This window comes from Roseateles noduli, assembly GCF_050626985.1.
Classification (GTDB): domain Bacteria; phylum Pseudomonadota; class Gammaproteobacteria; order Burkholderiales; family Burkholderiaceae_C; genus Roseateles; species Roseateles noduli_A.
Genome location: NZ_CP192463.1, coordinates 5,888,628 through 5,912,202 on the forward strand (window position 1 = coordinate 5,888,628; position 23,575 = coordinate 5,912,202).

Annotated in this window: 19 protein-coding genes; 8 read left to right on the plus strand and 11 right to left on the minus strand. The window is 70.1% G+C overall.

Annotation, left to right across the window (positions count from 1 at the left end; translation table 11 throughout):
* Positions 1-111 precede the first annotated feature (111 nt).
* The gene (locus tag ACQ4L4_RS25710; protein ID WP_431101621.1) at positions 112-756 is read left to right on the plus strand and encodes a CAP domain-containing protein; all 645 of its coding nucleotides are present in this window, start codon (positions 112-114) and stop codon (positions 754-756) included.
* 127 nt (positions 757-883) lie between these two features.
* On the opposite strand, the gene ACQ4L4_RS25715 is transcribed toward ACQ4L4_RS25710, so the two are convergent.
* A complete protein-coding gene (locus tag ACQ4L4_RS25715) occupies positions 884-1,720 on the minus strand; it encodes an SDR family NAD(P)-dependent oxidoreductase (RefSeq protein WP_431105015.1) in 837 nt (278 codons plus the stop codon).
* Positions 1,721-1,826: 106 nt separating this feature from the next.
* On the opposite strand from ACQ4L4_RS25715, the gene ACQ4L4_RS25720 reads away from it, so the two are divergent.
* Entirely contained in the window at positions 1,827-2,774 is a 948-nt protein-coding gene (locus tag ACQ4L4_RS25720; protein WP_431101622.1) for a GlxA family transcriptional regulator, read from the plus strand.
* 13 nt (positions 2,775-2,787) lie between these two features.
* Here the strand turns inward: ACQ4L4_RS25720 and ACQ4L4_RS25725 are convergent, their stop codons facing one another.
* Entirely contained in the window at positions 2,788-3,450 is a 663-nt protein-coding gene (locus ACQ4L4_RS25725; RefSeq protein ID WP_431105016.1) for a hypothetical protein, read from the minus strand.
* Between the two features lie 101 nt (positions 3,451-3,551).
* Entirely contained in the window at positions 3,552-4,829 is a 1,278-nt protein-coding gene (locus ACQ4L4_RS25730; protein WP_431101623.1) for a helix-turn-helix domain-containing protein, read from the minus strand.
* Between the two features lie 113 nt (positions 4,830-4,942).
* Between ACQ4L4_RS25730 and ACQ4L4_RS25735 the strand changes: the two genes are divergently transcribed.
* Positions 4,943-5,185, plus strand: a complete 243-nt coding sequence (locus tag ACQ4L4_RS25735) for a glutaredoxin family protein (protein WP_377157746.1) — start codon at positions 4,943-4,945, stop codon at positions 5,183-5,185.
* Positions 5,186-5,312: 127 nt separating this feature from the next.
* On the opposite strand, the gene ACQ4L4_RS25740 is transcribed toward ACQ4L4_RS25735, so the two are convergent.
* The gene (locus ACQ4L4_RS25740; RefSeq protein WP_431101624.1) at positions 5,313-5,933 is read right to left on the minus strand and encodes a chalcone isomerase family protein; all 621 of its coding nucleotides are present in this window, start codon (positions 5,931-5,933) and stop codon (positions 5,313-5,315) included.
* Between the two features lie 297 nt (positions 5,934-6,230).
* Here ACQ4L4_RS25740 and ACQ4L4_RS25745 point away from each other — a divergent pair, with 297 nt between their 5' ends.
* Positions 6,231-7,259, plus strand: a complete 1,029-nt coding sequence (locus ACQ4L4_RS25745) for a SphA family protein (protein ID WP_431101625.1) — start codon at positions 6,231-6,233, stop codon at positions 7,257-7,259.
* Positions 7,260-7,370: 111 nt separating this feature from the next.
* On the opposite strand, the gene gloA2 is transcribed toward ACQ4L4_RS25745, so the two are convergent.
* The 3 genes from gloA2 to ACQ4L4_RS25760 form a co-directional block, all read right to left on the minus strand.
* A complete protein-coding gene (gene gloA2, locus ACQ4L4_RS25750) occupies positions 7,371-7,754 on the minus strand; it encodes an SMU1112c/YaeR family gloxylase I-like metalloprotein (protein WP_431101626.1) in 384 nt (127 codons plus the stop codon).
* A 29-nt stretch (positions 7,755-7,783) separates the two neighbouring features.
* Positions 7,784-10,321 carry an ATP-binding protein gene (locus ACQ4L4_RS25755; protein ID WP_431101627.1) on the minus strand — a complete coding sequence of 846 codons (2,538 nt, stop codon included), beginning with the start codon at positions 10,319-10,321 and terminating at the stop codon, positions 7,784-7,786.
* A gap of 67 nt (positions 10,322-10,388) precedes the next feature.
* On the minus strand, positions 10,389-10,841 hold the full coding sequence (locus ACQ4L4_RS25760; protein ID WP_431101628.1) for a hypothetical protein: 453 nt from the start codon (positions 10,839-10,841) through the stop codon (positions 10,389-10,391).
* Positions 10,842-11,126: 285 nt separating this feature from the next.
* Here ACQ4L4_RS25760 and ACQ4L4_RS25765 point away from each other — a divergent pair, with 285 nt between their 5' ends.
* On the plus strand, positions 11,127-11,342 hold the full coding sequence (locus ACQ4L4_RS25765; protein WP_431101629.1) for a hypothetical protein: 216 nt from the start codon (positions 11,127-11,129) through the stop codon (positions 11,340-11,342).
* Positions 11,343-11,484: 142 nt separating this feature from the next.
* Entirely contained in the window at positions 11,485-12,540 is a 1,056-nt protein-coding gene (locus tag ACQ4L4_RS25770; RefSeq protein ID WP_431101630.1) for an NAD(P)H-dependent flavin oxidoreductase, read from the plus strand.
* A 285-nt stretch (positions 12,541-12,825) separates the two neighbouring features.
* Here ACQ4L4_RS25770 and ACQ4L4_RS25775 read toward each other — a convergent pair whose 3' ends face one another.
* The 4 genes from ACQ4L4_RS25775 to ACQ4L4_RS25790 form a co-directional block, all read right to left on the minus strand.
* Positions 12,826-13,803 carry an aldo/keto reductase gene (locus ACQ4L4_RS25775; protein WP_431101631.1) on the minus strand — a complete coding sequence of 326 codons (978 nt, stop codon included), beginning with the start codon at positions 13,801-13,803 and terminating at the stop codon, positions 12,826-12,828.
* Between the two features lie 150 nt (positions 13,804-13,953).
* A complete protein-coding gene (gene rtcA / locus ACQ4L4_RS25780; RefSeq protein WP_431101632.1) occupies positions 13,954-15,027 on the minus strand; it encodes an RNA 3'-terminal phosphate cyclase in 1,074 nt (357 codons plus the stop codon).
* 101 nt (positions 15,028-15,128) lie between these two features.
* Positions 15,129-16,343, minus strand: coding sequence for an RtcB family protein (locus tag ACQ4L4_RS25785; protein ID WP_431101633.1), 1,215 nt, complete (start codon positions 16,341-16,343; stop codon positions 15,129-15,131).
* Between the two features lie 368 nt (positions 16,344-16,711).
* Positions 16,712-18,298 carry a vWA domain-containing protein gene (locus ACQ4L4_RS25790; RefSeq protein WP_431101634.1) on the minus strand — a complete coding sequence of 529 codons (1,587 nt, stop codon included), beginning with the start codon at positions 18,296-18,298 and terminating at the stop codon, positions 16,712-16,714.
* Between the two features lie 267 nt (positions 18,299-18,565).
* Here ACQ4L4_RS25790 and rtcR point away from each other — a divergent pair, with 267 nt between their 5' ends.
* Entirely contained in the window at positions 18,566-20,194 is a 1,629-nt protein-coding gene (gene rtcR, locus ACQ4L4_RS25795) for an RNA repair transcriptional activator RtcR (RefSeq protein WP_431101635.1), read from the plus strand.
* Between the two features lie 357 nt (positions 20,195-20,551).
* Positions 20,552-23,449: a ligand-binding sensor domain-containing diguanylate cyclase gene (locus tag ACQ4L4_RS25800; protein ID WP_431101636.1), complete on the plus strand. Its 2,898-nt coding sequence runs from the start codon at positions 20,552-20,554 to the stop codon at positions 23,447-23,449.
* Positions 23,450-23,575 lie beyond the last annotated feature (126 nt).

Below are 23,575 nucleotides of genomic sequence, written 5' to 3' on the forward strand. Positions count from 1 at the left end.
TGGCTACGGTGTAGGCAAATTGGCTACACCTCGGGCTCGGCGGCCTCGCCCGCTGACCCTTTGGAACGTTTGGTTCCAGAATTCTTTCCAATCGTTTCCTAAGATGGTGGGATGGACGTCCCTTCCAACAAGCCGGGCCACCGGCAGTTCCCCACTTCGATGATCGTTGCCGCCCTCCTGGCGTTGGGTCTGGGTGCGTGCGGCGGTGGCGGCAGCGATGCGCCGGCCCCCGACCCCGTCACGACGCCCACCAGCCCGACCAATCCCACGAACCCGACCGGCCCGGGGCCGACGGATCCGCCCCTCGTCGCCGGTACCTGCGACCTGCCCAATTTCAAGCAGGACCTGCTCACCCGCATCAACGCGCTGCGCGCGTCGGGCGCGAGCTGCGGAACCTCGGGGAACTTCCCCGCCGTGGCGCCGGTGGTCTGGAACGACAAGCTGACCGCGGCCGCGGACGCCCACGCGCTGGACATGGCGACGAAGAACTACTTCAGCCACGACAGCCAGGACGGACGCAGCTTCTCCACCCGCATCACCAACGCGGGCTACACCTGGGCCGCCGCCGGCGAGAACATCGCCGCCGGACAGCAGACCGTCGAGTCGGTCATGAACTCGTGGCGCAACAGCGCGGGCCATTGCGCCAACCTGATGTCGGCGAACTTCGTCGACGTCGGTGTCGCCTGCCGGCCGGCGGCTTCGTCGGCCAACACGTACAGCAAGTACTGGGTCATGGACCTGGGCAAACCTCGGTAATCGTCGCCTCGCAGTACGCGCAGCACCACCGCTCCCATAAGCGGGGGAGGGCGTTGGAAGGCTTCATTACTTCTACCGCCGCTGGCCCTCACCCTCTCCCGCGAGCGGGAAAGGGAGCAAGACAGGTTCAGGCCTTCGCGTAACGCGGCGCCGGCACGCTGGTCGACAGGCCGCCGAACATCGCCTGGCGTGCGCCCTCGTAAGCCTGCCATTGCGACGCGTCGTGCAGCGCCGGGATCGTGATCAGCTCGCCGCGGTCGAAGCCGACCAGCGACGCATCCACCATGTCCTCGGCGCTCATCACGATCTCCTGCGGCAGGTGCTCCACCGGCCGGCCGCCGATGGCCCAGAAGTCCGTCGCCGTCGCGCCCGGGAGCACCGCCTGCACGCGCAGGCCCTTGGCGCCGAGCTCATGCTGCAGCGATTGGCTGAATGCCACGACGAAAGCCTTGCTGCCGCCGTAGACGCCGTTGAGGATCTCCGGCGCGATCGCCGCGATGCTGGCGATGTTGATCACCGCGCCACGGCCGCGCGCCACGAAACCAGGAACCGCCGCGTACGTGAGCCGCGTCAGCGCCGTGACGTTGAGCTCCACCATCTGCGTCATGCGCTCGACGTCGCTCTCCAGCAGCGGCGTGTGCGTGCCGATCCCGGCGTTGTTGACGAGCAGCGTGATGCGCGCGTCCTCGCGCAGCCGGTCCTCGACGCGGCGGCGCTGCGCCGGATCTCCGAGGTCGGCATCGAGCACCTCGACGACGCGGCCATGCTTCGTCGCGAGCGTGTCGGCGAGCGCGCTCAGGCGGTCACGCTGGCGGGCGACGAGGATCAGGTCGTAGCCGCGCTGCGCGAGGCGGTCGGCGTAGACGGCGCCGATGCCGGTCGAGGCGCCGGTGATGAGCGCGGTGCCCAGCGGCGTGGCGGTGGAAGAGGACGCCGAAGAGGACGAGGACGAGGGGGTGGACATGGTCATGAGGAACTCCTTCGATGGATGCCGTGATTGGCTGAAAGTACGTCCATGGTAGGAATCAGGTCGCATGGCGTAAATGACGTAGAAGGGTATGATTCGTGCCATGCATCGCATCGGTTATATCCTCAACGAAGGCTTCCAGCTGTTGGCGCTGGGCACGCAGGCCGTGTTCGAGTACGCCAACCTCGTGGCCGGCCCCCCGTTCTACGAGATGGCCTGCTATTCGCCAGGCGGTGGCGAGGTGCGCTCATCGATGGGCGTGACCGTGTCGACGCGGCCGTTGACCTCGGCGACGCGCGCGGACACCTGGATCGTGGCCGGCGTGTCGGATCCCATCGAAGTGGGGCCGCCCGAGGAGGTGCTGCGCTTCCTCCAGCGCGCGGATCGTCACGCGCGCCGCATCGCCGCGGTCTGCACGGGGGCCTTCGTGCTCGCGGAGGCCGGGTTGCTCGACGGCCGGCGCGCCACGACGCACTGGCATTTCGCGCGGGCCATGCAGGAGCGCCATCCCGACATCGACGTCGACAGCGACCGCATCTTCATCGTCGACGGCCCGGTGTGGACCTCGGCCGGCATGACGGCGGGACTGGACCTGGCGCTGGCGATGGTCGAGAAGGACCTCGGCGACGAGCTCGCGCGCTCCGTCGCGCACAAGCTGGTGATGCAGCAGCGCCGCAGCGGCGGGCAGTCCCAGCATTCGGAGATGCTGGACCTCGCGCCCAAGTCGGACCGCATCCAGCACGCACTCAGCTATGCGCGCTCCAATCTGGCGAAGACGCTGTCGGTCGAGGAACTGGCCGAGGTGGCCGCCCTCAGCCCGCGCCAGTTCAGCCGCGTGTTCACGGCGGAGACCGGGATGCCGCCAGCCAAGGCCGTCGAAGGGCTGCGGCTCGAGGCGGCGCGACTGATGATCGAGCAGAGCCGGCATTCGCTCGACGTCGTCGCGCGCGAGTCCGGCTTCCGCGATCGACGCCACCTCCGCGAGGTCTACGTCCGGCACTTCGGCGTGCCGCCGCAGGCGGTGCGACGGAGCGCTCGAGCGACCGACTGAAGCCGCGCGTGTCTCAGCTGCGCGCCGGTCGCCGCACGGCGCGCAGCTTGCCGCTGTTCCCGCCGCCGCAATAGAACAGCCCGGCGCCGTCCGACTCCAATCCGCTGACGCCGACGTTGGCCGGCATCACCAGACGCTCGATCACGGCGCCGTCCGCCGGATTCACGCGGCGCAGTTCGCTCTCGTCGCCTTCCCAGGTGCCGTGCCAGAGCTCGCCGTCCACCCACGTGACGCCGGTGACGAAACGGTTGGAGTCGATGGTGCGGCGCACGGCGCCGGTGTCCGGGTCGATCTGCACGATCTTGCGATCCCGGTACTGGCCGACCCACAGGCTGCCTTCCGCCCAGGTCAGCCCCGAATCGCTGCCTTGACCCGACGGCGCCGGGATGGTCCCGACGACACGCCCGCTTGCCGGATCGATCTTCTGGATCTGGGCATCGGCGATCTGATAGAGGTGTCTGCCGTCGAAGGCCGTGCCCGCATCGGCCGCGCAGGGCAGCGTGCGCTGGACCTCGCCGCTGGCCGGATCGATCGCCAGCAGACCGAGCGCCGTGGCGGCCCAGACGCGATCGCCGTCGTGGCTCACGCCATGCACGGCGGGCGCGCCGGGGTAGGGGCCGAACTCGCGGACGATCTCGGCCGCCCTGGCCGCGGGCAAGTGCGCGTTGGACGCCATGCAAGCCTCCGCATGAGGATCGCAGGCGGTGGCAGTGGAGGCAGTCGTGGAAGTCATGGTGTTCTCCTGTACGGCGAAACCGTCGCCGCATGGACCTCAATCTATCCAGCGGGCGGCAGAGCGGGGAGTAACAAGATCGTCGCGATTCCCGTCATCGGCGGCGCCAGCCATCGCTTCGCGCGGGCCTGACCAAGCGCGCGCACGCGCCCCGCGGCTTCGAGTTCCGCCAGCGCGCGCTGCACGGTCCGCTGGCTCGCGCCAAGCGCCAAGGCTAGCGCCGAGGTCGACCACGGCGCGCCATCGGCCAGCAGGGCCTGCAAGGACGCGAGCTCGCCTTCGATCGGGGGGACGAGGACCACGGCGGAGCGATTTTCCGAACGCTTGTCCGCGACGCCGCCGACCTCGACCTCGACCGCGACGCCCCTGGCGCCGTCCAGGCGAAGCGCGAAGCCCGCCGGCGTCGCCTCGATGCGTGCGACCGAGGCCACCAGCGCGCGCAGCCGGCCGAGCTCGACGCGCAGTCGCGCACGATGCGTCTCGTCCGGATACTTCGTCCGGAAGGCCCGCAGGATCAGCGTCTCCCGCCCGACGTCCCCGGGCCAGGCTTCGGCCAGCGCGCGAGCGAGCGTGAACAGCATCGGCCGCCGGGCAAGGTCGATGGCCAGGCCCGCGCCGCGGATCGCGCGGCGGCAGGCATCGACCACCAGGGCCGGCGATCGGAGCAGGTCTTCGACCTCGTCGAGTGTCAACGCCCGACCCTCGCCCGCATCGATGCGGCGGGCGACCGGCTGGTCGAGCGCGGCGCGCAGCTCGACGGCCTCCGTGATCAGCGCCGGGACGCCGGACCGTCGAGCGGCCGCGAGGGCGCGTTCGACCGCCTGCAGCGCGTCCCGGCTGCGCAACGAGCGCATCGCGAGTTCCGCCGCCGCGAGCGCCGCCATGGCCGTCAGCATCGGGGGAAGGCCGCTCAGATCCGCGGCCGGCAGCGCCTGGGTGGCGTCGTCGAGCCGGCCGAGCAGCAGCAGGCGGCGCGCGGCGATCAGGCGGGCCTGCAGCGCGTTGGCGCGGTCGTCGTGCGCGTCGAGCGTCGCGGCGGCCTGCAGCAGCGGGCGCGTCGGATCCCCGAGATCGCGCATCGCCAGCGCGACCTCGGCCTCCGCCACGACACAGCGCGCGCGGGCGACGGCCTCCTTCGGGCCGAAGGCCTTGGCGGCCTGGCGCAACAGCTCGCGGGCGCGTGGATGCTCGCCGAGCTGCGCCATCGCGATGCCGCGCAGCGCGAGCGCCGGCGCATCGTCGCGCAGGGCCACCCGTTGCAGCGCGCTCAACGCATCCCCGGCGGCGAGGAAGCGGGCGGCGGCGGTGATCAGGGCGTCCATGGGGACGGAGCTTAAGCGCCGGCAATAGCGGCCTCCGTCGCGTCCCCCAGGGTCCGGGGTCAGGGAGACCCCTCGTCGGCAGGTGCCAGGGGCCACGAATACACTCGTGCCCCATGGAACTGAAGATCGTCGTCTATTCGAAGTCCGCCTGCCCGCAATGCGACACGGCGAAGAGTCTGCTCAAGTCCCGCGGGATCGAGTATCAGGAGATCCTGATCGACGACGAGGCCGAGCGCCTGGCCTTCTACGAGAAGTGCGGTCCGTCCGTGCGCCAGATGCCGCAGGTCTTTATCAACGACCAGCGCGTCGGTGGTGTCACCGGCCTGCAGGCCGCGTTGAAGCAACTGGGCCGCTGAGCGCGAACCCATCTCGCGACGTCATGCGCGGGCGTGGCCTGAGACGCCACGCCACGCCATGCCGATCGAGCGCTGAGCCCGTGCGCCATCCCGGCGCCCCATCACGGCGTGTGTCGGCGACCGGCGATCACTTCGCCGGCGCGACCCCCAGCAGGCCGTCGCGCGTGCTGCCGCGGACCTTGGGGCCGATCCAGACCTTCATCATCATCGGGAAGAAGCTCTCGCCCTGGATCGTGTCGCCGACCTTCTGGCCGTTGACGCTGAACTCCGTCGTCTGCTTCGCGGGGTCGTAGTCGATCGTGACCAGGTCGCCCTTGAGCAGCTTCGCGCGGTTGCCGAAGACCACGCCCAGCTGCGAGGTCTGGATGATGTTCTTCGAGAACTCCTCGGCCGCGTTCTGGCGGATTCGGTCCAGCATCGCGTTGGCCAGGTCGCGCGAGGACACGTCGCGCATCATGTAGAAGGTGATGCGCTTCGCGCCCTTCTCGGCGACGGCCGTTTCCATCGTCGTCTGCTTCTTCGGCAGGTAGAAGGCCACCGCCGTCGAGCGCGTCGACAGGATGCTCGATGTCGCGGCGCCGTTCAGCTGCAGCGTCTGGTTGTGCAGCAGCGCGGTGTCCTGGAACTTGAAGCCCTCGACTTCCACCTCCGCCGCGAAGGCGAACGAGGACATCGCGGCCAGGCCGATGAACAGGGTGTTCCGGAAGGAACGGACCAGGCTGGAACGGGCAGGGGCGGAACGGTGCATGGATTGTCTCCTCGAGGCGTGACGCGTCATGTTGTGAGAGGGAACCGCGAGCCGACCGGATGCGGTGGCGAGTGTGGTCGTGGCTCGGGGCGTCGCGAGTTCGGGCCGATGGTGACGGCGATCGCGGGCGCGTTGCGGACCGGATTAAAGCGCGGCGGGGTGTGGCGCGTCAGCCCCGGAAACTGGGGCCGTGCCTCTAATCCGATGCCCGATGTGACGAATGGCACAAGCCCCGGCCTGTTCCGCTGGCACGATGCGCCCCGATTCGAAAATCCAGAACTCCCCGGAGGGATCCCCGTGTCCATCGACCTTCTCCGCGCGCGCCCGTCCGCGCTCGCCGCCGCCTTCGTTTCGCTGGTCGCCGTCACCGGCACCGCGCACGCCACCGAGAACAGCCAGGTGCGCGCCCTGCTCGGCGCGCCGTCCTATGAGATCTCGACGCCGCAGTTCCCTGGCGTCTACCTGCAGACCTGGTACCAGCACTACGAGGCCGACAAGCTGCGCGACGCCGACGGCAACACGCCGACGCGCTCGCTGACCATCCCCGGTGTCGGCACGCTGCCGCTGACGGTGAACGGTTCGATCAAGGCGGATGTCTTCGTCCCGCGCATCACCTGGGTCACCGAGAAGATCGTGATGGACGGCCGCCTGGGCTTCTCCGCCGCGTTCCCGCTGGTCAAGCAGACCAACGACTTCACGCTGAGCACCGTGCTCCCCGCCGGCCTGCCGCCGACCGCGGTGGCGCAGATCAACCAGCAGCTGGCTGCCGCCGGCGGCGCGCTGTCGGGCACGCGCAGCGGTCTGGCCGATCCGGAACTGGCCGCCTACATCGACTGGCAGCAGGACGAATCGCGCGTCGCGCTGGGCGTCGCGTTCAATCCGCCGATGGGCTCGTACGACGCGGACCGTCCGGTCAATCCGGGCGCCGGCAAGTACTGGACCTTCAAGCCGCTGCTGGTGGCCTCGCGCGTGTGGGAGAACGGCTTGGCCGTCGGCCTGCGCGCGACCTACTCCTTCAACACGCGCAACGACGACACCGGCGTGCGCTCCGGCCAGTACCTGCATGCGGACTGGTCCGGCACCTACCAGCTGAACGACCAGTGGAAGGTCGGCGTGCAGGGCTACGTGCTCAAGCAGTTCACCGCCGATCGCGGCGGCGATGCCGGCGCCAACAAGGTGCAGGCGCTGTCGGCCGGCCCGCTGATCGCCTATCTGGCGGAGAGCGGCGAGTGGGGCGTCGACTTCAAGGTGATGAAGGAGTTCTCGGTGCGCAACCGCCCCGAGGGCACGATCACCTGGCTGCGTCTGAACTATCGCTTGAACTGATCGCCGCGGCGACCCGTCGACACCGCACGCGAGGGCGCGACCAGCTTGGGCGCGCCCTTGCCGCTTCTGGGGCCTCTGTTGCTTCTGCGGGCTCCGCGGCTTCCGCGACGATCAGCGCTCGTAAAGCTCCAGCGGCAGCCCGTCGGGATCGGCGAAGAAGGTGAAGCGCCGGCCGGTGAGTTCGTCGGCGCGCACCGGCTCGACGGCGACGCCCTTGGCCTCGAGCTCGCGCTTGCCTTGCTCGACGTCGTCGACCTCGAAGGCCAGGTGGCGCAGTCCCTGCGCCTCCGGGTACGAGGGCCGCGGCGGTGCGTCGGGAAAGCTGAAGAGCTCGATCTGCGCGCCGTCCGGCAGCGCCAGGTCCAGCTTGTAAGAGCGCCGCGCTTCGCGGTAGGTCTCCGCGATCACGCGCAGGCCCAGGACCTCGGTGTAGAAATGGCGCGAGCGCTCGTAGTCGGCGCAGATGATCGCGGCGTGGTGGATGCGCAGCAGCATGGTCGGTCCGTCCCGTCGATTCAATCCATTCAGTTCATCGTCGGCCGCTGCGCGGCCCTCAGGGCCGCCTTCAGCACGTCGACGTCGACCGGCTTGACCATGTGGTCGTCGAAGCCGGCCTCGCGTGTCTTCTCGCGGTCCTGTTCCTGGCCCCAGCCGGTCAACGCGATCAGACGCGGATGGCCGATATCCTCCCCCATCGCGCGCAGCCGGCGCGCGACCTCGTGACCGTCCATGTCGGGCATGCCGATGTCCAGCAGGACCGCGTCGGGTCGCAGCGCGCGGACGGCCTTCAGCGCCGACGCGCCGTCGTACGCGACCGCCACCTCCGCGCCCATCAGCCGCAGCAGTTCCGCGGTGGTGTCGGCGGCGTCGCGGTTGTCGTCGACCAGGAGCAGCCTGGCGGTCAGCGGCGCATCGTTGTCCGACGCCGCCGGAGCGCCCGCCGCCGCGGCGGGGATCTCCGGCAGCCGCAGCTGGAAACTGCTGCCCTGTCCCGGGCCGTCGCTCGTCGCCGTCAACTGGCCGCCGTGCAGCCGCGCGAGCGTCTGCGACAGGCTCAGCCCGATGCCGAGCCCGCCCTGCGATCGGCTGTGCGAGCGATCCAGCTGCGAGAACAGCTCGAACAGCTGCGGCAGTTGTTCCGGCGCGATGCCGATGCCGTTGTCCGTGACGGTCAGGACGGCGTCGGCGCCGTCGCGCGCGACATGCACGTCGATGCGACCGCCGGGATCGGTGTAGCGCGCCGCGTTGTTCAGCAGGTTCACCAGCAGCTGCGTGAGCCGCACCAGATCGCCTTGCACCCACGGCGGCGGACCGTCGAAGCGCAGGGTCAGGCGATGACCCTCGCGGTCGATCAGCGGGCGGCTGCTCTCGACCGCCGCGTCGATCACGGCGCCCAGGCTCACCGGCTCGTGCCGCAGCGTGATCAGCCCGCGACTGATGCGCGAGACCTCCAGCAGATCGTCGACCAGCCGCACCATGTGATTGACCTGGCGTTCGAGCAGCTCGCGGATGCCGGTGAAGCGGCCCTCGCGGTCGGCCGCCTCGAGCAGGTGCACCGCGTTGCGGATCGGCGCGAGCGGGTTGCGCAGCTCATGCGCCAGCGTCGCGAGGAACTCGTCCTTGCGCCGGTCCGAGCGCAGCAGCCGCTCTTCGCGGTCCTGCGCGATCGCCTGGTTGCGCGCGCGCTCCACCGCGACGCGCGTGCGGTTGGCCACCTCGCGGATCAGCGACACGTCGTCGGCGCTCCAGGCGCGCGGCGCCTCGTCGTGCACGAAGAGCAGCGCCACGAGCCGGCCCTGTTCCAGCACCGGGACGTTCACGATGGATCGCACCCGCATGGCGTCGAACGACGCGCGATGGTCGCGCGTGCGCGGATCGTCGAGGACGTCGGCGATCTCGACGACCTCGTCGCGCTTGAGCTGCTCCACGAAGCTGCCGTAGTCGCGGAAACGGCGCAGGCCGGCCAGGCTGTCGAAGCCGCCCCGCCGCCAGTCGCGTTCGATGCGGACGGTCTCCGTCTCGTGATCGACGGTGCAGTACCCGGCCCGCGACGCGGTCAGCATCATCCCCAGCATCTGCGCCGAGGCGAAGCCGATGTCGGCCGGCGATCCGACCTCGCGCAGCCGTTCGCTCAGGCCGGCGAGCGCCGCGCCGCGCTGCTCGCTGCGCAGGCGGGCGGTGACGTCGACCCCCTCGACGAAGATGTGCGTGACCGCGCCGCGCTCATCGCGGATCGGCTGGTAGACGAAGTCCAGGAAGTGCTCGCGCGTCTGACCGTCGGGCGTATCGGCGGTGAACAGCGCGCTCTGCGCCGTGTAGGCGCGCCCGGTCTCGTAGACCGCGTCCAGCAGCGTCACGTAGCCCTGCGCGGCCGCGTCGGGGAGCGCCTCGGCGACGCTGCGGCCGATCACGTCGCGGTCGCCGATCAGCCGCTGGTAGGCGGGGTTGATGCTCTCGAACCGATGCTCGGGACCGGCCAGCACGGCCATGAAGCTCGGCGCCTGTTCGAAGAGCTGGGCCAGCCGCTGGCGCTCGCCGTGGACGCGGCGCTCGGCCATCACCTTGGCCGTGGTCTCGACGACGATCGCCATCACCCCGGCCGGCCGCCCCTTGTCGTCCAGCAGCGGCGAGTAGTCGAGGTTCATCCAGGCGCTTTCCGCGCGACCGTGGCGATGCAGGACGAGTTCCTGGTCCTCGTAGTTCAGCGTGCCGCCGGCCAGGCCGACGCGCATGACGTGGTCGTTGAAATCGGCCACCTCGGGCCAGCCCTCGCGCACGTTGCTGCCGAGCAATTGGGGATGCCGCGCGCCGGCGAACACGCCGTAGGCATCGTTGTAGATCATCACGCCGGGTTCGCCCCAGAGCATCACGATCGGCGTGCGCGAGCGCAGCATCAGCGCCGTCGCGTGGCGGACGTGATCGGGCCAGGCGTCCAGCGGCCCCAGTGCGGTCGTGCCCCAATCGAAGGCGGCGATCAAGGGCGCGACTGCGCCGCCACCGGACAGGAAGGGCGGCAACGCGGGGAGATCGGCGGAAACGGGCGGGTCGGAGGGGGCAGCCAAGAACGCTCCCGCGAGTCGAGGGAGGGGGAAGTATCCGCCGAACCGCGATGCCGGCCGCGTGGGGCCGTCAGTGCCTGCCGGCGCTCACGACCACGTCGCGCGGGCCGGCGACGAAGCGGTAATCGCCCGCCGGCATCGGCGAGGCGTCGTCGTCCAGCGCATAGACATGCAGGTGCACGCCCTGTCCGCCGGCCTCGAACTGGCAATGGCCGCCGAAGCTCGTGCCCTTGGCCAGGCGGCGGTCCAGGTCGTCCTCGTCGTCATGGACCTCGGCGTTCACCCAGACGTAGTCCAGGCCTTGGGCGCCACGTTCGACCGCCGTCGAGCGCACCGGCTGGCCGTGCAGCATCGGGCGCAACAGGGCGACGCAGCGGTCGTGCTGGGTGGTTTCGTAAGCAGTCATTTCCGGCTTGCGGCCGGCCGAATCCGACCCGCAGGCGCCCAGCAGGGCGCACAGGACCGCCGCGATCGCGGCGCGGACCGCGGTCGCAGGGCGCTGGATCGATCGAAGGTCAGTCACGGCAACTCCTGGATCGTCCCGCTGGACCGCAGGACGAGGCATGAAGCGTAGCCGGGCTTCGTCAAGCGCGTGTGAATGGGGATATCCGGGCGCGATGCGCACCGCCACTGATCCTGGGGACATCGGCCTCATGACGCTGGGTCGTCCGCTGGCCGCAGCGGTTCCCCGGCGTGTCGCGCCGTCGTGCAGCTCGTCCCGGCAAGCGCGCGGTCTGTCGGAGAGGCATCCGGCGCAGGCGCGGCTGCCTAGACTCCCCTCGATTTCAACCTTCGAGGGAACTTCATCATGACCATCCGCTCCATCCCCGCCGCCCGTCTGAAGGCGCTGCTGCTCGGCGGTGCCGCCGCCGTCCTGTCCACCGGCTGCGTGATCGCGCCCAACACCGCCGAGGCCACCACCCAGCGCATGGAAGACGTCCGCAAGATGAGCGAGCAGGCCACCACTACCTGTGGCGCCGGCAACGTCAAGGAAGTCAACGCCAAGAGCTTCAGCTGCAAGTAGTCCGCCGCGGGATCGCTGGCGGGCGCCACGGCGCAGGACGACGGCCGTCGCATTCGGCCCTTCGAGATGGACCGGTCATGACAGGGCCTTTGGCCTTGGGCGATCATCACGGTTCGTCTTGTCGAGTCCAGGATCTGTCGCCATGCCTACCTCCAGCGCGCCTTTCGCTCCGTTCTTCCTCGGCACCCGGCTGCCGCTGATCCAGGCGCCGATGGCCGGCGTGCAGGATGCGCGGCTCGCGATCGCGGTGAGCAACGCGGGCGGGCTGGGCTCGCTGCCCGCGGCGATGCTGACGCCGGAGCTGCTCCAGAAGGAGCTGCAGGCGCTGCGCGACGGCACGGACAAGCCGTTCAACGTCAACTTCTTCGCCCACACGCCGCCGACGCCCGACGAGGTCCGCGAGGCCCGCTGGCGCGACCGCCTCGGCCCGTACTACGCCGAGTTCGGCATCGATCCGGCGCAGATCAAGGCCGGCCCCGGACGCGCCCCCTTCACCGCGGAGATCGCCGACGTCGTCGAGCCGTTCAAGCCGCCGGTCGTGAGCTTCCATTTCGGACTGCCGTCGCCGGAACTCATCGCCCGCGTGAAGGGGTGGGGCAGCCTGGTGCTGGGCAGTGCGACCACGGTCGACGAGGCCCGCTGGCTGGACGAACACGGCGCCGACGGTGTGATCGCCCAGGGCTGGGAAGCGGGCGGGCATCGCGGTCACTTCCTCAGCGACGACCTGACGCGCCAGCCAGGCACGATGGCACTGCTGCCGCAGATCGTGCGTGCGGTGAAGGTGCCGGTCATCGCGGCCGGTGGCATTGCGGATGTGCGCGGCATCCGAGCGGCGCTGGCGCTGGGCGCGTCGGCGGTGCAACTGGGCACGGCGTTCCTGCTGTGCGAGGAAGCGACGACGAGCGCGCCGCATCGGGCGGCGCTGCGCGATCCGGCGAATCACCACACGGCGGTGACGAATCTCTTCACTGGTCGTCCGGCGCGCGGCATCGTGAACCGCTACATGCGCGAGGTCGGTCCGCTGAACGACGCGGCCCCGCAATTCCCGCTGGCGACTTCCAGCATTGCGCTGCTGCGGGCGAAGGCCGAAGCGCAGGGCAGCGGCGACTTCTCGCCGCTGTGGTCGGGTCAGAATTTCGCGGCGGTGCGTGAGATCGGCGCGGCCGCGCTCGTTGCAGAGCTCAGCGCTGCGTTCTGACGCTCAGCGACGCTCAGTCGCCGCTCCCTCGAAGTCCTCGGTAGCAAAACCGTTGAAGGACGGTACTGGTTGGGGACGGGAGGTCGCAGGGTTTTGGCGCTTGCCGCCAAGGCCCTGCGACCTCGCGGCCAACGCCGCAGCCTGAGCAGGAGAGGGGCCCCAAAGGGCTTCGGCACTGCCACCGCCGCTGGCCCTCACCCCTACCCTCTCCCGCAAGCGGGAGAGGGAGTAAGAGGGCTTCGCCACGCCCACGCCCAACGGCCACGGCCACGGCCACGGGCGAATTCAAGGCAGCGGCGCACCCCGCGCTGCCACGTACAGCGCGTACCACTCATTGCGACTGAGCTGAACACGGAGCGCATCGCCGCAGGCGCGGATGCGATCCGGGTTGGCAGAGCCGATGACGGGCTGGATGCGTGCCGGGTGCTTCATCAGCCACGCGAGCAGGATGCCTTCCGTGCTGACGCCGTGCTGCTGCGCCAGCTGGTGAACGAGCGCGCGCGCGGCCTCATCGGCGGGGTCCTGCGCGGTCTCGCCGCTGAAGCGGCCGCGGGCCAGCGCGGCCCAGGCCTGGAGCTGGATGCCGTGCTGCTGGCAGTGTTCCAGCGTGCCGGTCCAGGCCAACGCTCCGGGACGGATCGCGGCCTGGCGGTCGTTGAAGCAGGTGCCGGCGTCCAACGGCTCCAGATGGCCGAGGCCGAGTTCCAGCTGGTTCACGGCCAGCGGCTGATCCAGCGCGTGGCCGAGCCAGGCCATCTGGCCCACGTTCATGTTGGACACGCCGAAGTGGCCCACCTTGCCCGCCGCGCGCAGGCGCTGGAAGGCCTCGGCGATCTCCTCGGGTTGCATCAGCGGATCCGGGCGATGCAGCAGCAGGATGTCCAGGCGCTCGGTGCCGAGGCGCTTCAGGCTGGCCTCGACCGCCGCGACGATGTAGCCGCCGGACAGGTCGTAGCGGCCCGGGCCCTGGTCGTCGGCGAAGCGGATGCCGCACTTGCTCTGCAGCACGATGCGGTCGCGCAGCGAGGGCTGGCGGCGGAACAGTTCGCCGAAGACCGACTCGGCTTTGCCGCGGGTGTAGATGTCGGCATGGTCGAACAGCGTCACGCCGATGTCGAGCGCGGCCTCGACGGCCGCCTGCGCATGGTCGACATGGGCGTCGGTCCACGGGGAGTCGTCCCAGTGGCCGCCCAGGCCCATGCAGCCATAGGCGAGCGGGCTGACGGTCGGGAGGTGTTGCTGCAGCGGAAGGGCGTGGCTCATGGCGGGGCGTGCGCGTTCTGGAATGGGGAACGCGCCCCGAAGGGCGCGCGGTGCGGGATTGTGACGCGGCGCGCGGGCGCCGCGTTTCAGCGTGGTTTCATCGCGGTGTCATCGTCATCTCATCGCGCGATCATCCCGGCTGCCCAGCGGTCACGCCGCGCCGGGCAGGATGTCCACGCGCCAGGCGTTGCCCGCCCGCGAGACCTCCAGGTGCGAGTCGAAGCGCACGTCCAGGAAGCGCTCGATGACGCCGAAGTTGGTGCGGCTGTGTTCCGTCAACTCGGTGCATGTGTACGCGGCCGGCCGGCCGGAACCCGCCACCGCCAGTGCGAGCGGCAGCGCCAGCTGATCCGCCAGGTGCGGGCCCGCCGCGCCGGCGGAGATCTCATAGGCGCGCATCTCCGTGAAGACCTTCCGTGCGACTTCCTCCGCCGACAGCCCGCGCTCGCCGAAGGCGATGAACACCTCGGACAGGTGCTCGTACGCGAGCGTCGTCATCAACGCGTTCCCGGGGCCTTCGTTCTGACGTGCCGTGCCGATGCGCAGTTGATGCTTGTCCCAACCGGTCAGGCGTTCGAGGGCCTCGAGTTCGCGCTCGGCCACGCCGCGCGGCAGTGCCGGCGCCACCGCTTCCGCGAAGGCCTCCACAGGCTCGCCGCGCTCGAGCAGGTCGAACGGGCGCAGGCCGCCGTCGGCCGGCGTGATCACGGCCTCGATCTCGCCGCCGCCGGCGGGGTAGAAGCCGTGACGACGCAGCGTCAGGTCCAGCTTCGCCCCTGCGCGACGCATCAGCGGCGCGAAGCTGCGCTGCAGGAAATGGAAGGGCGGCGCCATCGGGTTGTGCGTGCCGCCGGACAGGTGCAGGCGGCTGGGCGCGTCCGCCAGCATCAGCGGCGGCAGCACGGTCTGCAGCACCAGCGTGCAGCTGCCGGCGGTGCCTACCGCGAATCGGTAGTCACCGGCATGCACCCGGCCGGGACGGAACTCCAGCGTCTGCGCGCCGAGTTCCGCACCCACCACCGTCGCACCGCACACCTCCTGCGCGGCGAGCACGCAGGTCAGGTGCTGGCGCATCAGGCCCGGCTTGGGGCGCTTCGCGCGGATGCGCTCGATGCGCAGCGGCGTGCCCGTGCACATGGCCAGCGCCAGCGCCGTGCGCAGGATCTGCCCGCCGCCTTCGCCGTGCGAGCCGTCGAGCTCAATGAGCTTGTTGTTGTTGTCCATGGTTCCCTCCCGCGATCGTCCGCCGCGCGGTTTCCTCTTCCGCGCGGCGTCGGTCGCCGCTTTCTCGTTCTTGTCGTCGTCATGCGGGATCCGGCCGTGCCTCATCCCTTCACGCACACCACCTGCTTGAGCGTGTGCACCACTTCCACCAGGTCCTGCTGGGCCGCCATGACCGCGTCGATGTCCTTGTAGGCCATCGGGATCTCGTCGATGACGTCCTTGTCCTTGCGGCACTCGACGCCTTCGGTCGCGGCGCGCTGGTCCATCAGCGTGAAGCGGCGCTTGGCTTCCGTGCGGCTCATCGTGCGTCCTGCCCCGTGCGAGCAGCTCTCGAAGCTCTCCGGGTTGCCCTTGCCGCGCACGATGTAGCTGCGCGCGCCCATGCTGCCGGGGATGATCCCCATCTGGCCCTTCTTCGCGCTCACCGCGCCCTTGCGGGTCACGAACACGTCCTGGCCGAAATGGGTCTCCTTCTGCACGTAGTTGTGGTGGCAGTTGACCGCCTCGATGTGGCTCTCGAACTTCTTGCCGATGACCTTCCTCGCCGCGCTGATCACGCGGCGCATCATCACCTCGCGGTTGGTCTCCGCGAACTTCTGCGCCCAGCCCACCGCGCGGACGTAGTCGCCGAAGTACTTCGCGCCTTCCTCGAAGTAGGCGAGGTTCGTGTCAGGCAGGTTGGCCTGGTGCTGCATCGCGTCCTTCTTCGCCAGTTCGATGAACATGGTGCCGATCGCGTTGCCCACGCCGCGCGAACCCGAGTGCAGCATGAACCACACGAAACCCACTTCATCCAGGCAGACCTCGATGAAGTGGTTGCCCGTCCCGAGCGTGCCCAGGTGCTTGTGGTTGTTGGTGTTCTTCAGCTTCGGGTAGTCGCGGCAGATCTCGGCGAAGTCGGGCTGGAGTTCCGCCCAGGCCGCGTCGACCATCTCGGGCGGGTTCTCCCACGCGCCCACGTCGCGGCCCTTGGGCGTGCGGCCGTGCGGCACGGCGGCCTCGATCGCGGAACGCAGCGGGCCCAGGTTGTCGGGCAGGTCCTCGGCGCGCAGCGTGGTCTTGCAGGCCATCATCCCGCAGCCGATGTCGACGCCGACCGCGGCCGGGATGATCGCCTTCAGCGTCGGGATCACCGAGCCTACCGTCGCGCCGATGCCCAGATGAACGTCGGGCATCGCCGCGATGTGCTTGAACACGACCGGCAGCTTCGCCGCATTCATCAGCTGCTTGCGGGCTTCGTCCTCGACGGGCACGCCCTGCGTCCACATCTTCACCGGCACGCCGCCGGCGACTTCCATCTCGTTGTAGTGCTTCATGACTCGTTCCATTCAAAAGCGCGATGACAAGGGATCGGCAAGACGTTTCCTGAGCTACCGGCTTGCGCCGGGCGGGATTCGGACCCGCGACGTCCGCGTCCCCGAGGGGACGGGTGCTCTACCTGTAGTCCTGCCAGCATTCATCGCAAAAACACGGTGCTGGGACTCGACCGGGCAGTTGCCGCGGTGAGCGATGACAAGGGGTGGTGAAACGTGTTCCTGCTCTACCGCTGAGCTACGGCCTCCCGGGGGAGACCGGCGGGATTCGAACCCGCGACCTGGGCAGTGACAATGCTGTAGTTCCACCGGCATTCATCGCTCGCCGCGGCAACCGCATCCGGTGCCGTCGACAGCCTTCATTCAATCATTCACTGCGGATCGAGCGCCACGCGCTCGATCTCGCGGACCCAGTGGCCGACCTCGGTCGCGCCGGCGGCGAAGTCGCCGACCATGCGGAACACCGCATCCGAGAAGCCGCCGACGTTCATCACGTCCTTGCGCTCCACCGCCTGCGTCGAGGCGCCGGGCTGGATGTCGATGCACACCAGCTTCGCCGTCGGGCATCGGACCTTGATCGCCTCCCACTGTGTCATGGTCTCGGTCGCGCCGTGACGGCGCGCGTCGATCCATGACTCGTTGTCGGACACGATCACGACCAGATCCACCTTTGCGCGTTCCTCATTGAGCAGACGCAGCGGCGCGCTGACCGAGGTCCCGCCACCGCCGACCGCCGCCAGCTTCGCCGCGTTGGTCATCACCGAATCGCGGGGATTCAGCTTGACCGGCACGACGCGCTGCTCGAACGGCATCACGCGGCAACGCGGGTTCTTGCGGACCAGCGCCGCAGCCACCAGGGCGGCCACGTCGATGCATCGCACCGCCGAGGTCGCCGAACCGCGCCAGCCGGTCACCGACGAGGACATCGACCCCGACACGTCCGGGCAGACCACGACGCGGCCCTCGATCGCCGGCACGTTGACCAGCGCGGCGTCCATCGCGTCCTGCAGCGCGTCACGGATCGCCGCCGGCACGTCCGACGCCGCGTTGAACGCCGTCATCAGCTGGTATGGCAGCACGCGAGCCGAGGCGACGGCCTGCGGATCGCGCAGCAGCGCCGCCAGTTGCTCAGTCATGCCGGGCTGGTCGAACACGCCATGACGCGCGAACGCGTTCAGGTTCTGGCGCACCATCTGCCAGGAGCCCTGCGCCGCGATGCGCGCCCAGTGCGAGTCGTTCAGCGGCAGGGCCGTCAGCATCTGGAAGGGCACCGGCGGTAGATCGTCCGCCGTCGCGCCTTCCGTCGTGCCGGACAGCAGCGCGCGCTTGAAGCGCTCGTAAGCCAAGGTCGCGGGCGGCAGCGCCGCTTCATCGTACGGACGGCCGATCAGCCACGCGAACCACGCCGCGCGCCAGGCTTCCGCCGGCTTCGGGTGGACCATGCGGACCACGTCGGCCAGCGTCGGCTCGTTCCCGATGGACGCCTGCAGCAGGCGCTGTTCGCTCGCGGTCACCAGCCATTGCTGGACCAGCTTCTTCGGACGCGATCCCAGCGACTTGCGGCCGGTCTGACCCGATCGCAGGATCTGAACGAAGTTGCGCAGCATCTTGCCGTTGTCGATCACGCGGCCGAACACGGGCTGCAGCAGCGCGATGTCGCGTTGCGCCAGCACGGCCGCCAGCAGCGCCGGCATGTCCTTCATGTGGCCGGCCTGGCGGGCGTAGACCGCAGTCTTGGCCAGGAAGGCGGTGTCGACGTCCTGTGCCAGCGCCAATGCGTCCTCCAGCTGGGATGACGCGTCGGCGTGGAAGGTCGACGTCATGCAGCCGGTGGCCGCCAGTTGCGCCAGGTGGTGCCGGGTCTTGTAGCCGTAGGCACGGGCGCCGGACTGGTTCACCGCGTCCGCGGCGGGCGCCAGCTTGCCGGGCGTCGTCTTGAAGAGTTGCGTGTTGACCATGTGGTCCTCCCTGTCGGATGTTGTTCGGCGTTGCCGTTCTGCTGCTTCGCCGTGTTGTCTTGCCTTCTTCATTGCAACGCCCGTGCCAGGTCTTGCCTAGCCGGGGCTGAAATCGATCAACCCATTGATCCACAAGGGAAAAATTCTTGATGAACTGAAAGATGAGCCTCCGCCATTCATCCGCAGCCATTGCCGGAACTGGATGATTGGCTAGATAACTAGCGAAAAAGATAGATGGCCCGGGCGCTGCGGATAAACTGCGGCCCCATGTCGAAGAAGAACGTGGTGATCGGCTATCTGGGGTCGCAGCTGGACGGCGGCCTGGGCGCCGGCCGCTGGGAGAAGTGGCGGCCGACCATCTCGCTGGTGTCGCAGCCGGACGTGGTCGTGCATCGGCTGGAGCTGTTCCATGCGCCGCAACACCTGACCCTCGCGCAGCTGCTGCGGACCGACATCGCCACGGTCTCGCCGGAGACCGAGGTCCACCTCGTCCCGATGCCGCACGAGGATCCGTGGGACTTCGGCGAGGTCTACGCGACGCTCTACGACTGGGTGCGCGGCTACCGCTTCGATCCCGCGCACGAGCAGTACTGGGCCCACATCACCACCGGCACGCACGTCGCGCAGATCTGCATGTTCCTGATGGTGGAGGCGCGCTTCATCCCAGGCGTGCTGCTGCAGACATCGCCGCCGCGCAAGCAGCGCGCGGGTGACCCGGGCTCGATGACGCTGATCGACCTGGACCTGTCGCGCTACGACGGCATCGCGCAGCGCTTCCGGGCCGAGCAGCACGACGCGGTCGCCTTCCTGAAGAGCGGCATCGCCACGCGCAACCGCCGCTTCAACGCGCTGATCGAGGAGATCGAGCGCGTGGCCGTGCACTCCCGCGCGCCCATCCTGCTGGCCGGGCCGACCGGCGCGGGCAAGTCCTTCCTCGCGCGCCGCATGTACGAGCTGAAGCAGACGCGCCACCAACTGGCCGGCGCCTTCGTCGAGGTCAACTGCGCGACGCTGCGCGGCGACGGCGCGGCGTCGACGCTGTTCGGGCACAAGAAGGGCTCGTTCACCGGGGCGATGGCCGATCGGGCCGGGCTGCTGCGCACCGCCGACGGCGGCCTGCTGTTCCTGGACGAGATCGGCGAACTGGGCCTGGACGAGCAGGCCATGCTGCTGAAGGCGATCGAGGAGAAGCGCTTCCTGCCCGTGGGCGCGGACCGCGAGGTCGCCAGCGACTTCCAGCTGATCGTCGGCACCAACCGCGACCTGCGCGCCGAGGTCGCCGCGGGGCGCTTCCGCGACGACCTGTTCGCGCGGATCAACCTCTGGACCTACAGCCTGCCCGGGCTGCGCGACCGGCCCGAGGACATCGAGCCCAACGTCGATCACCTGGTGCAGCAGGTCGGGCGCGAAAGCGGCCGCGCGGTGCGCTTCAACGCCGAGGCGAAGGCGCGTTACCTCGGCTTCGCGCAATCGCCGCGGGCGCCGTGGAGCGGCAACTTCCGCGACCTGTCGGCCTCGGTGATGCGGCTGGTGACGCTGGCGGAAGGCGGTCGCATCGGCCTGCCGCTCGTGGAGGCCGAGATCGCGCGGCTCGAGTGGCTGTGGGAACGCGACACAGCCGGCCCGGGCAACGCGGGCGCCGGCGAGGGGGCGGGCGAGGCGCTGCTCGCGGCGCTCCTCGACGCGCCGGCCCTGGAGGCGATAGACCTCTTCGATCGCCTCCAGCTCGCGGCCGTGCTGCGCGTGTGCGCGGCGGCGTCGTCGCTGTCGGAGGCGGGACGGCAGCTCTTCCATGCCAGCCGGCAGGCGCGCAGCGTCGTCAACGATGCGGACCGGCTGCGGAAATATCTGCTGAAGTTCGGCCTGTCCTGGGACCGCATCGCCGCGGCGCGGTGATCGATGACCCGACGCGCCTCCACGCGATCCGCCGCCGTCTCCCGTACGGCAGCCCGGATGCTTCTTCAGGACCGGTCACAATCGCCGTCCTCGCCTATGACTTTCGACCGGTCGCCCTCCCTCTCCTCCGACGATCCCTTGCCCGCGATGCCGATGTGCCGTCGCGGGGTGGCGTGGCTGCTCGCCGCGTTCTGTGTGGCGTTGGCGGCACCGGGGAGCGTGGCGGCGACTACGGCGTCGGCACCCGCGTCAGGTCCCGTGGTGACGAAGGCGGCGACGGCCGCACAGGTCGCATCCACTGCCGCACCGGCACCGGCACCGGCATCAGCAGCGGCAAGACCGGCAGCGTCCGCGCCGGTGCCCGACCTCAGCGCCATCGGCGACCTGTCCGATCCGGTCCGCGCCGTCAGCCAGTACAAGATCGATCTCTGGCAGACCGAACAAGGGCTGCCGCTCAACACCGTCCAGGCGCTGCTCCAGTCCCGCGACGGCGGCCTGTGGATCGGCACCGGCGGCGGGCTGGCGCGTTTCGACGGCAAGCGGTTCGTGAGCTTCGACGCCGCGCGGGCGCCCGACGTCGCCTCGCAGCCGGTGTTCGCGCTGCTGGAGGACCGGCGCGGCCGGCTGTGGATCGGCCATCCCAACGGCGTGACCGTCTATGAGCACGGCCGCTTCTCGCCGGCCGTCACCAAGGCGCAGGCGGGCGGCCGCCGGATCTGGTCGCTGGTCGAGGACAAGACCGGCGCGATCTGGGCGGCCGGCGACGGCGGACTGGTCCGCTGGCAGGACGGCGCGGTCAAGGTCTTCGGCGCCGCGGACGGACTGCCCGCCGCGCGGCTGCGCAGCGCCGTGTTCGACACGGCCGGCACGCTCTGGATCGGCACCACCGGTGCCGGCCTGTTCGCGATGACACCGGACGGCAAGTTCAAGGTCTTCGATCCGGCGGGCGGTTTCCCGCATGCGCAGGTGCGCTTCGTGATCGCCGATCCGGCCGGCGGCATCTGGGCGGCGACGGCGGGCGGCGGACTCGTGCGCATGCCGGGTCTCGACCCGTCGGCGATGCGCGTCTACACGACCGCCGACGGCCTGCCCAGCGATCACCTGACCGCGCTGGCCCGCGACGCCCGCGGCGACCTGTGGGTCGGCAGCTGGGGCGCGGGCGTCAGCCGTTTCCGCGAGGGGCGCTTCAGCACGATCTCCAGCGGCAGCGGTCCGGGCAGCGGCCTGGCCGGCGGCCAGATCTGGTCGCTGATGGCCGACCGCGAAGGCAGCATCTGGGTGGGCACCTGGGTCGACGGCCTGAACCGGTTGCGCAACCGCGCCTTCACCGTGCTCGGCACGCCCGAGGGCCTCAGCCATGACAACGTCCGGTCGGTGCTCGCCGCCCGCGACGGCGCGGTCTGGGCCGCGACCTCCGGCGGCGGACTCAACCGGATGAAGGACGGGCGCATCACCACGGTGCGCCAGGCCGACGGCCTGCCGACCGACGAGGTCTCGACGCTGCACGAGGCGCGCGACGGCACCCTCTGGATCGGCACCTACACCGCGGGCATCGCGCGCCGTCGGCCTGACGGCCGCATCGACACCTTCGGCGCCGACAGCGGCCTGCCCGGCATCGAGGTGCGCTCGATCTTCGAGGATCGCGCCGGCACGCTGTGGGTCGGCACGCGCTCGGCGCTGGCGCGTTTCAACGGCCACGGCTTCGACGTCGTCACCGCGCCCGGCCTGCCCAAGGAAGGCGTCGCGGCGATCCTGCAGGACCGCGCGGGCACGCTCTGGTTCGGCACCACCGGCCAGGGGCTGGTGCGCTGGCTCGACGGCCAGGCGCGCCAGTTCACGACGGCCGACGGCCTGCTGTCCGACTGGATCATGGCGCTCAAGGAGGACGCGCGCGGCGAACTCTGGATCGGCACGAACGGCGAAGGCATCAACCGCCTGAAGGATGGCCGCATCGGCGCGATCAAGCCGGCGGACGGGCTGTGGGACGGGCTGTCGCAGGTCTTCCTCGAAGACCGCGCGGGGCATTTCTGGATCACCTGCAACCGCGGCTTCTACCGCGTCGCTCGCGACGACCTCGACGCCTTCCTCGAGGGCCGGCTCAAGCAGGTGCGCTCGGTCGGCTTCGGGCCGGGCGACACGCTGCGCGCCACCAGCTTCGCCGGCAACCTGCAGGCGGCCGGTGCCGTCGACGCCCGCGGCCGCGTCTGGCTGCCGTCGTCGGCGGGGCTTGTGGTGGTCGATCCCGAGCGGCTGCCCGGCGGCGGCGAGCCGCCGACGGTGCGCATCGAGCAGATCAAGGTCGACGGCGAAACGCTCGCGCTCGACGGCCAGCCGCTGGTGCTCCCGCCGGGGCCGGTGGCGCTGTCGGTCAGCCTGGCCGCGTCGACGCTGCGCGAAGCCGATCGCGTGCGCTTCCGCTTCTGGATGGAGGGGCTGTCGCGCGGCTGGACCGACGTCGGCAACGACCGCGAGCTGACCTTCCCCGCGCTGTCCCACGGTCAGTACAAGCTGCGCCTGGCGGTGTCCGGCGACGGTCAGCGCTGGCGCGAATCGGACATGCCGCTGCCGGTCACCGTGCGGCCGCGCTTCCATGAGACCGGCTGGTTCCACCTGCTCGTCGCGGTGGGGGCGATCGGCTTCTTCGCCGGCGCCGTGATGTTCCGGATGCGCCAGCTGCGCGCCCGCCACATCGAGATGGAACGTCTGGTGGCCCAGCGCACGGAGGAACTCCGGCAGGCCAACGAGCATCTGAAGCAGCTCTCCTTCCTCGACGCGGTGACGGGCCTGCCCAACCGCCGGCGCTTCAACGAGGCGGCGGACGAGGAATGGCGCCGCGCGCGTCGCACCGGCAGCTCGCTGGCGTTGGTGATCGCCGACGTCGACGCGTTCAAGCGCTACAACGACCAGATGGGCCACCTGAAGGGCGACGAGTGCCTGGGCGCCGTGGGCGCGGTGCTGGGCGCGTCGATCGGGCGCGCCGGCGATCTGGCGGCCCGCTACGGCGGCGAGGAATTCGTCGTGCTGCTGCCCGGCGCCGACCGCGACGCCGCGCTCAAGGTGGCGGAGTCCGTCCGTTCCGGCATCGAGTCGCTCGCGATGCCGCATCCGAACTCGCCGGTCGGTCCTGTGGTGACCATCAGCCTGGGCGTGGCCGCGTGCATCCCCAGCGACGAGTGCACGTTGGAAAGCCTCATCTCGCAGGCCGACGAGGCGCTTTACGTCGCCAAGCGCGAAGGACGCAATCAGGTGCGTTGACCGAGCGGTCGCCGGGCATGCCGGCCCCCCCGTCCGCTCAATCTCCTCCTCGCCGCTCGGAATTCGCTCCCGGGGGGGCCGGCATGCCCGGCTCCGGCACGAGCAGGGACGCTCGCAAGGATTTCA

Bases quoted from the DNA above. Each gene is read 5' to 3' on its own strand.
- ACQ4L4_RS25785 (WP_431101633.1), bottom strand. From the start codon at position 16,343: ATGAAGCACTACAACGAGATGGAAGTCGCCGGCGGCGTGCCGGTGAAG.
- ACQ4L4_RS25790 (WP_431101634.1), bottom strand. From the start codon at position 18,298: ATGGTCAACACGCAACTCTTCAAGACGACGCCCGGCAAGCTGGCGCCC.
- ACQ4L4_RS25735 (WP_377157746.1), top strand. From the start codon at position 4,943: ATGGAACTGAAGATCGTCGTCTATTCGAAGTCCGCCTGCCCGCAATGC.
- ACQ4L4_RS25720 (WP_431101622.1), top strand. From the start codon at position 1,827: ATGCATCGCATCGGTTATATCCTCAACGAAGGCTTCCAGCTGTTGGCG.
- ACQ4L4_RS25765 (WP_431101629.1), top strand. From the start codon at position 11,127: ATGACCATCCGCTCCATCCCCGCCGCCCGTCTGAAGGCGCTGCTGCTC.
- ACQ4L4_RS25775 (WP_431101631.1), bottom strand. From the start codon at position 13,803: ATGAGCCACGCCCTTCCGCTGCAGCAACACCTCCCGACCGTCAGCCCG.
- gloA2 (WP_431101626.1), bottom strand. From the start codon at position 7,754: ATGCTGCTGCGCATCCACCACGCCGCGATCATCTGCGCCGACTACGAG.
- ACQ4L4_RS25730 (WP_431101623.1), bottom strand. From the start codon at position 4,829: ATGGACGCCCTGATCACCGCCGCCGCCCGCTTCCTCGCCGCCGGGGAT.
- rtcA (WP_431101632.1), bottom strand. From the start codon at position 15,027: ATGGACAACAACAACAAGCTCATTGAGCTCGACGGCTCGCACGGCGAA.
- rtcR (WP_431101635.1), top strand. From the start codon at position 18,566: ATGTCGAAGAAGAACGTGGTGATCGGCTATCTGGGGTCGCAGCTGGAC.
- ACQ4L4_RS25740 (WP_431101624.1), bottom strand. From the start codon at position 5,933: ATGCACCGTTCCGCCCCTGCCCGTTCCAGCCTGGTCCGTTCCTTCCGG.
- ACQ4L4_RS25725 (WP_431105016.1), bottom strand. From the start codon at position 3,450: ATGGCGTCCAACGCGCACTTGCCCGCGGCCAGGGCGGCCGAGATCGTC.
- ACQ4L4_RS25770 (WP_431101630.1), top strand. From the start codon at position 11,485: ATGCCTACCTCCAGCGCGCCTTTCGCTCCGTTCTTCCTCGGCACCCGG.
- ACQ4L4_RS25715 (WP_431105015.1), bottom strand. From the start codon at position 1,720: ATGTCCACCCCCTCGTCCTCGTCCTCTTCGGCGTCCTCTTCCACCGCC.
- ACQ4L4_RS25710 (WP_431101621.1), top strand. From the start codon at position 112: ATGGACGTCCCTTCCAACAAGCCGGGCCACCGGCAGTTCCCCACTTCG.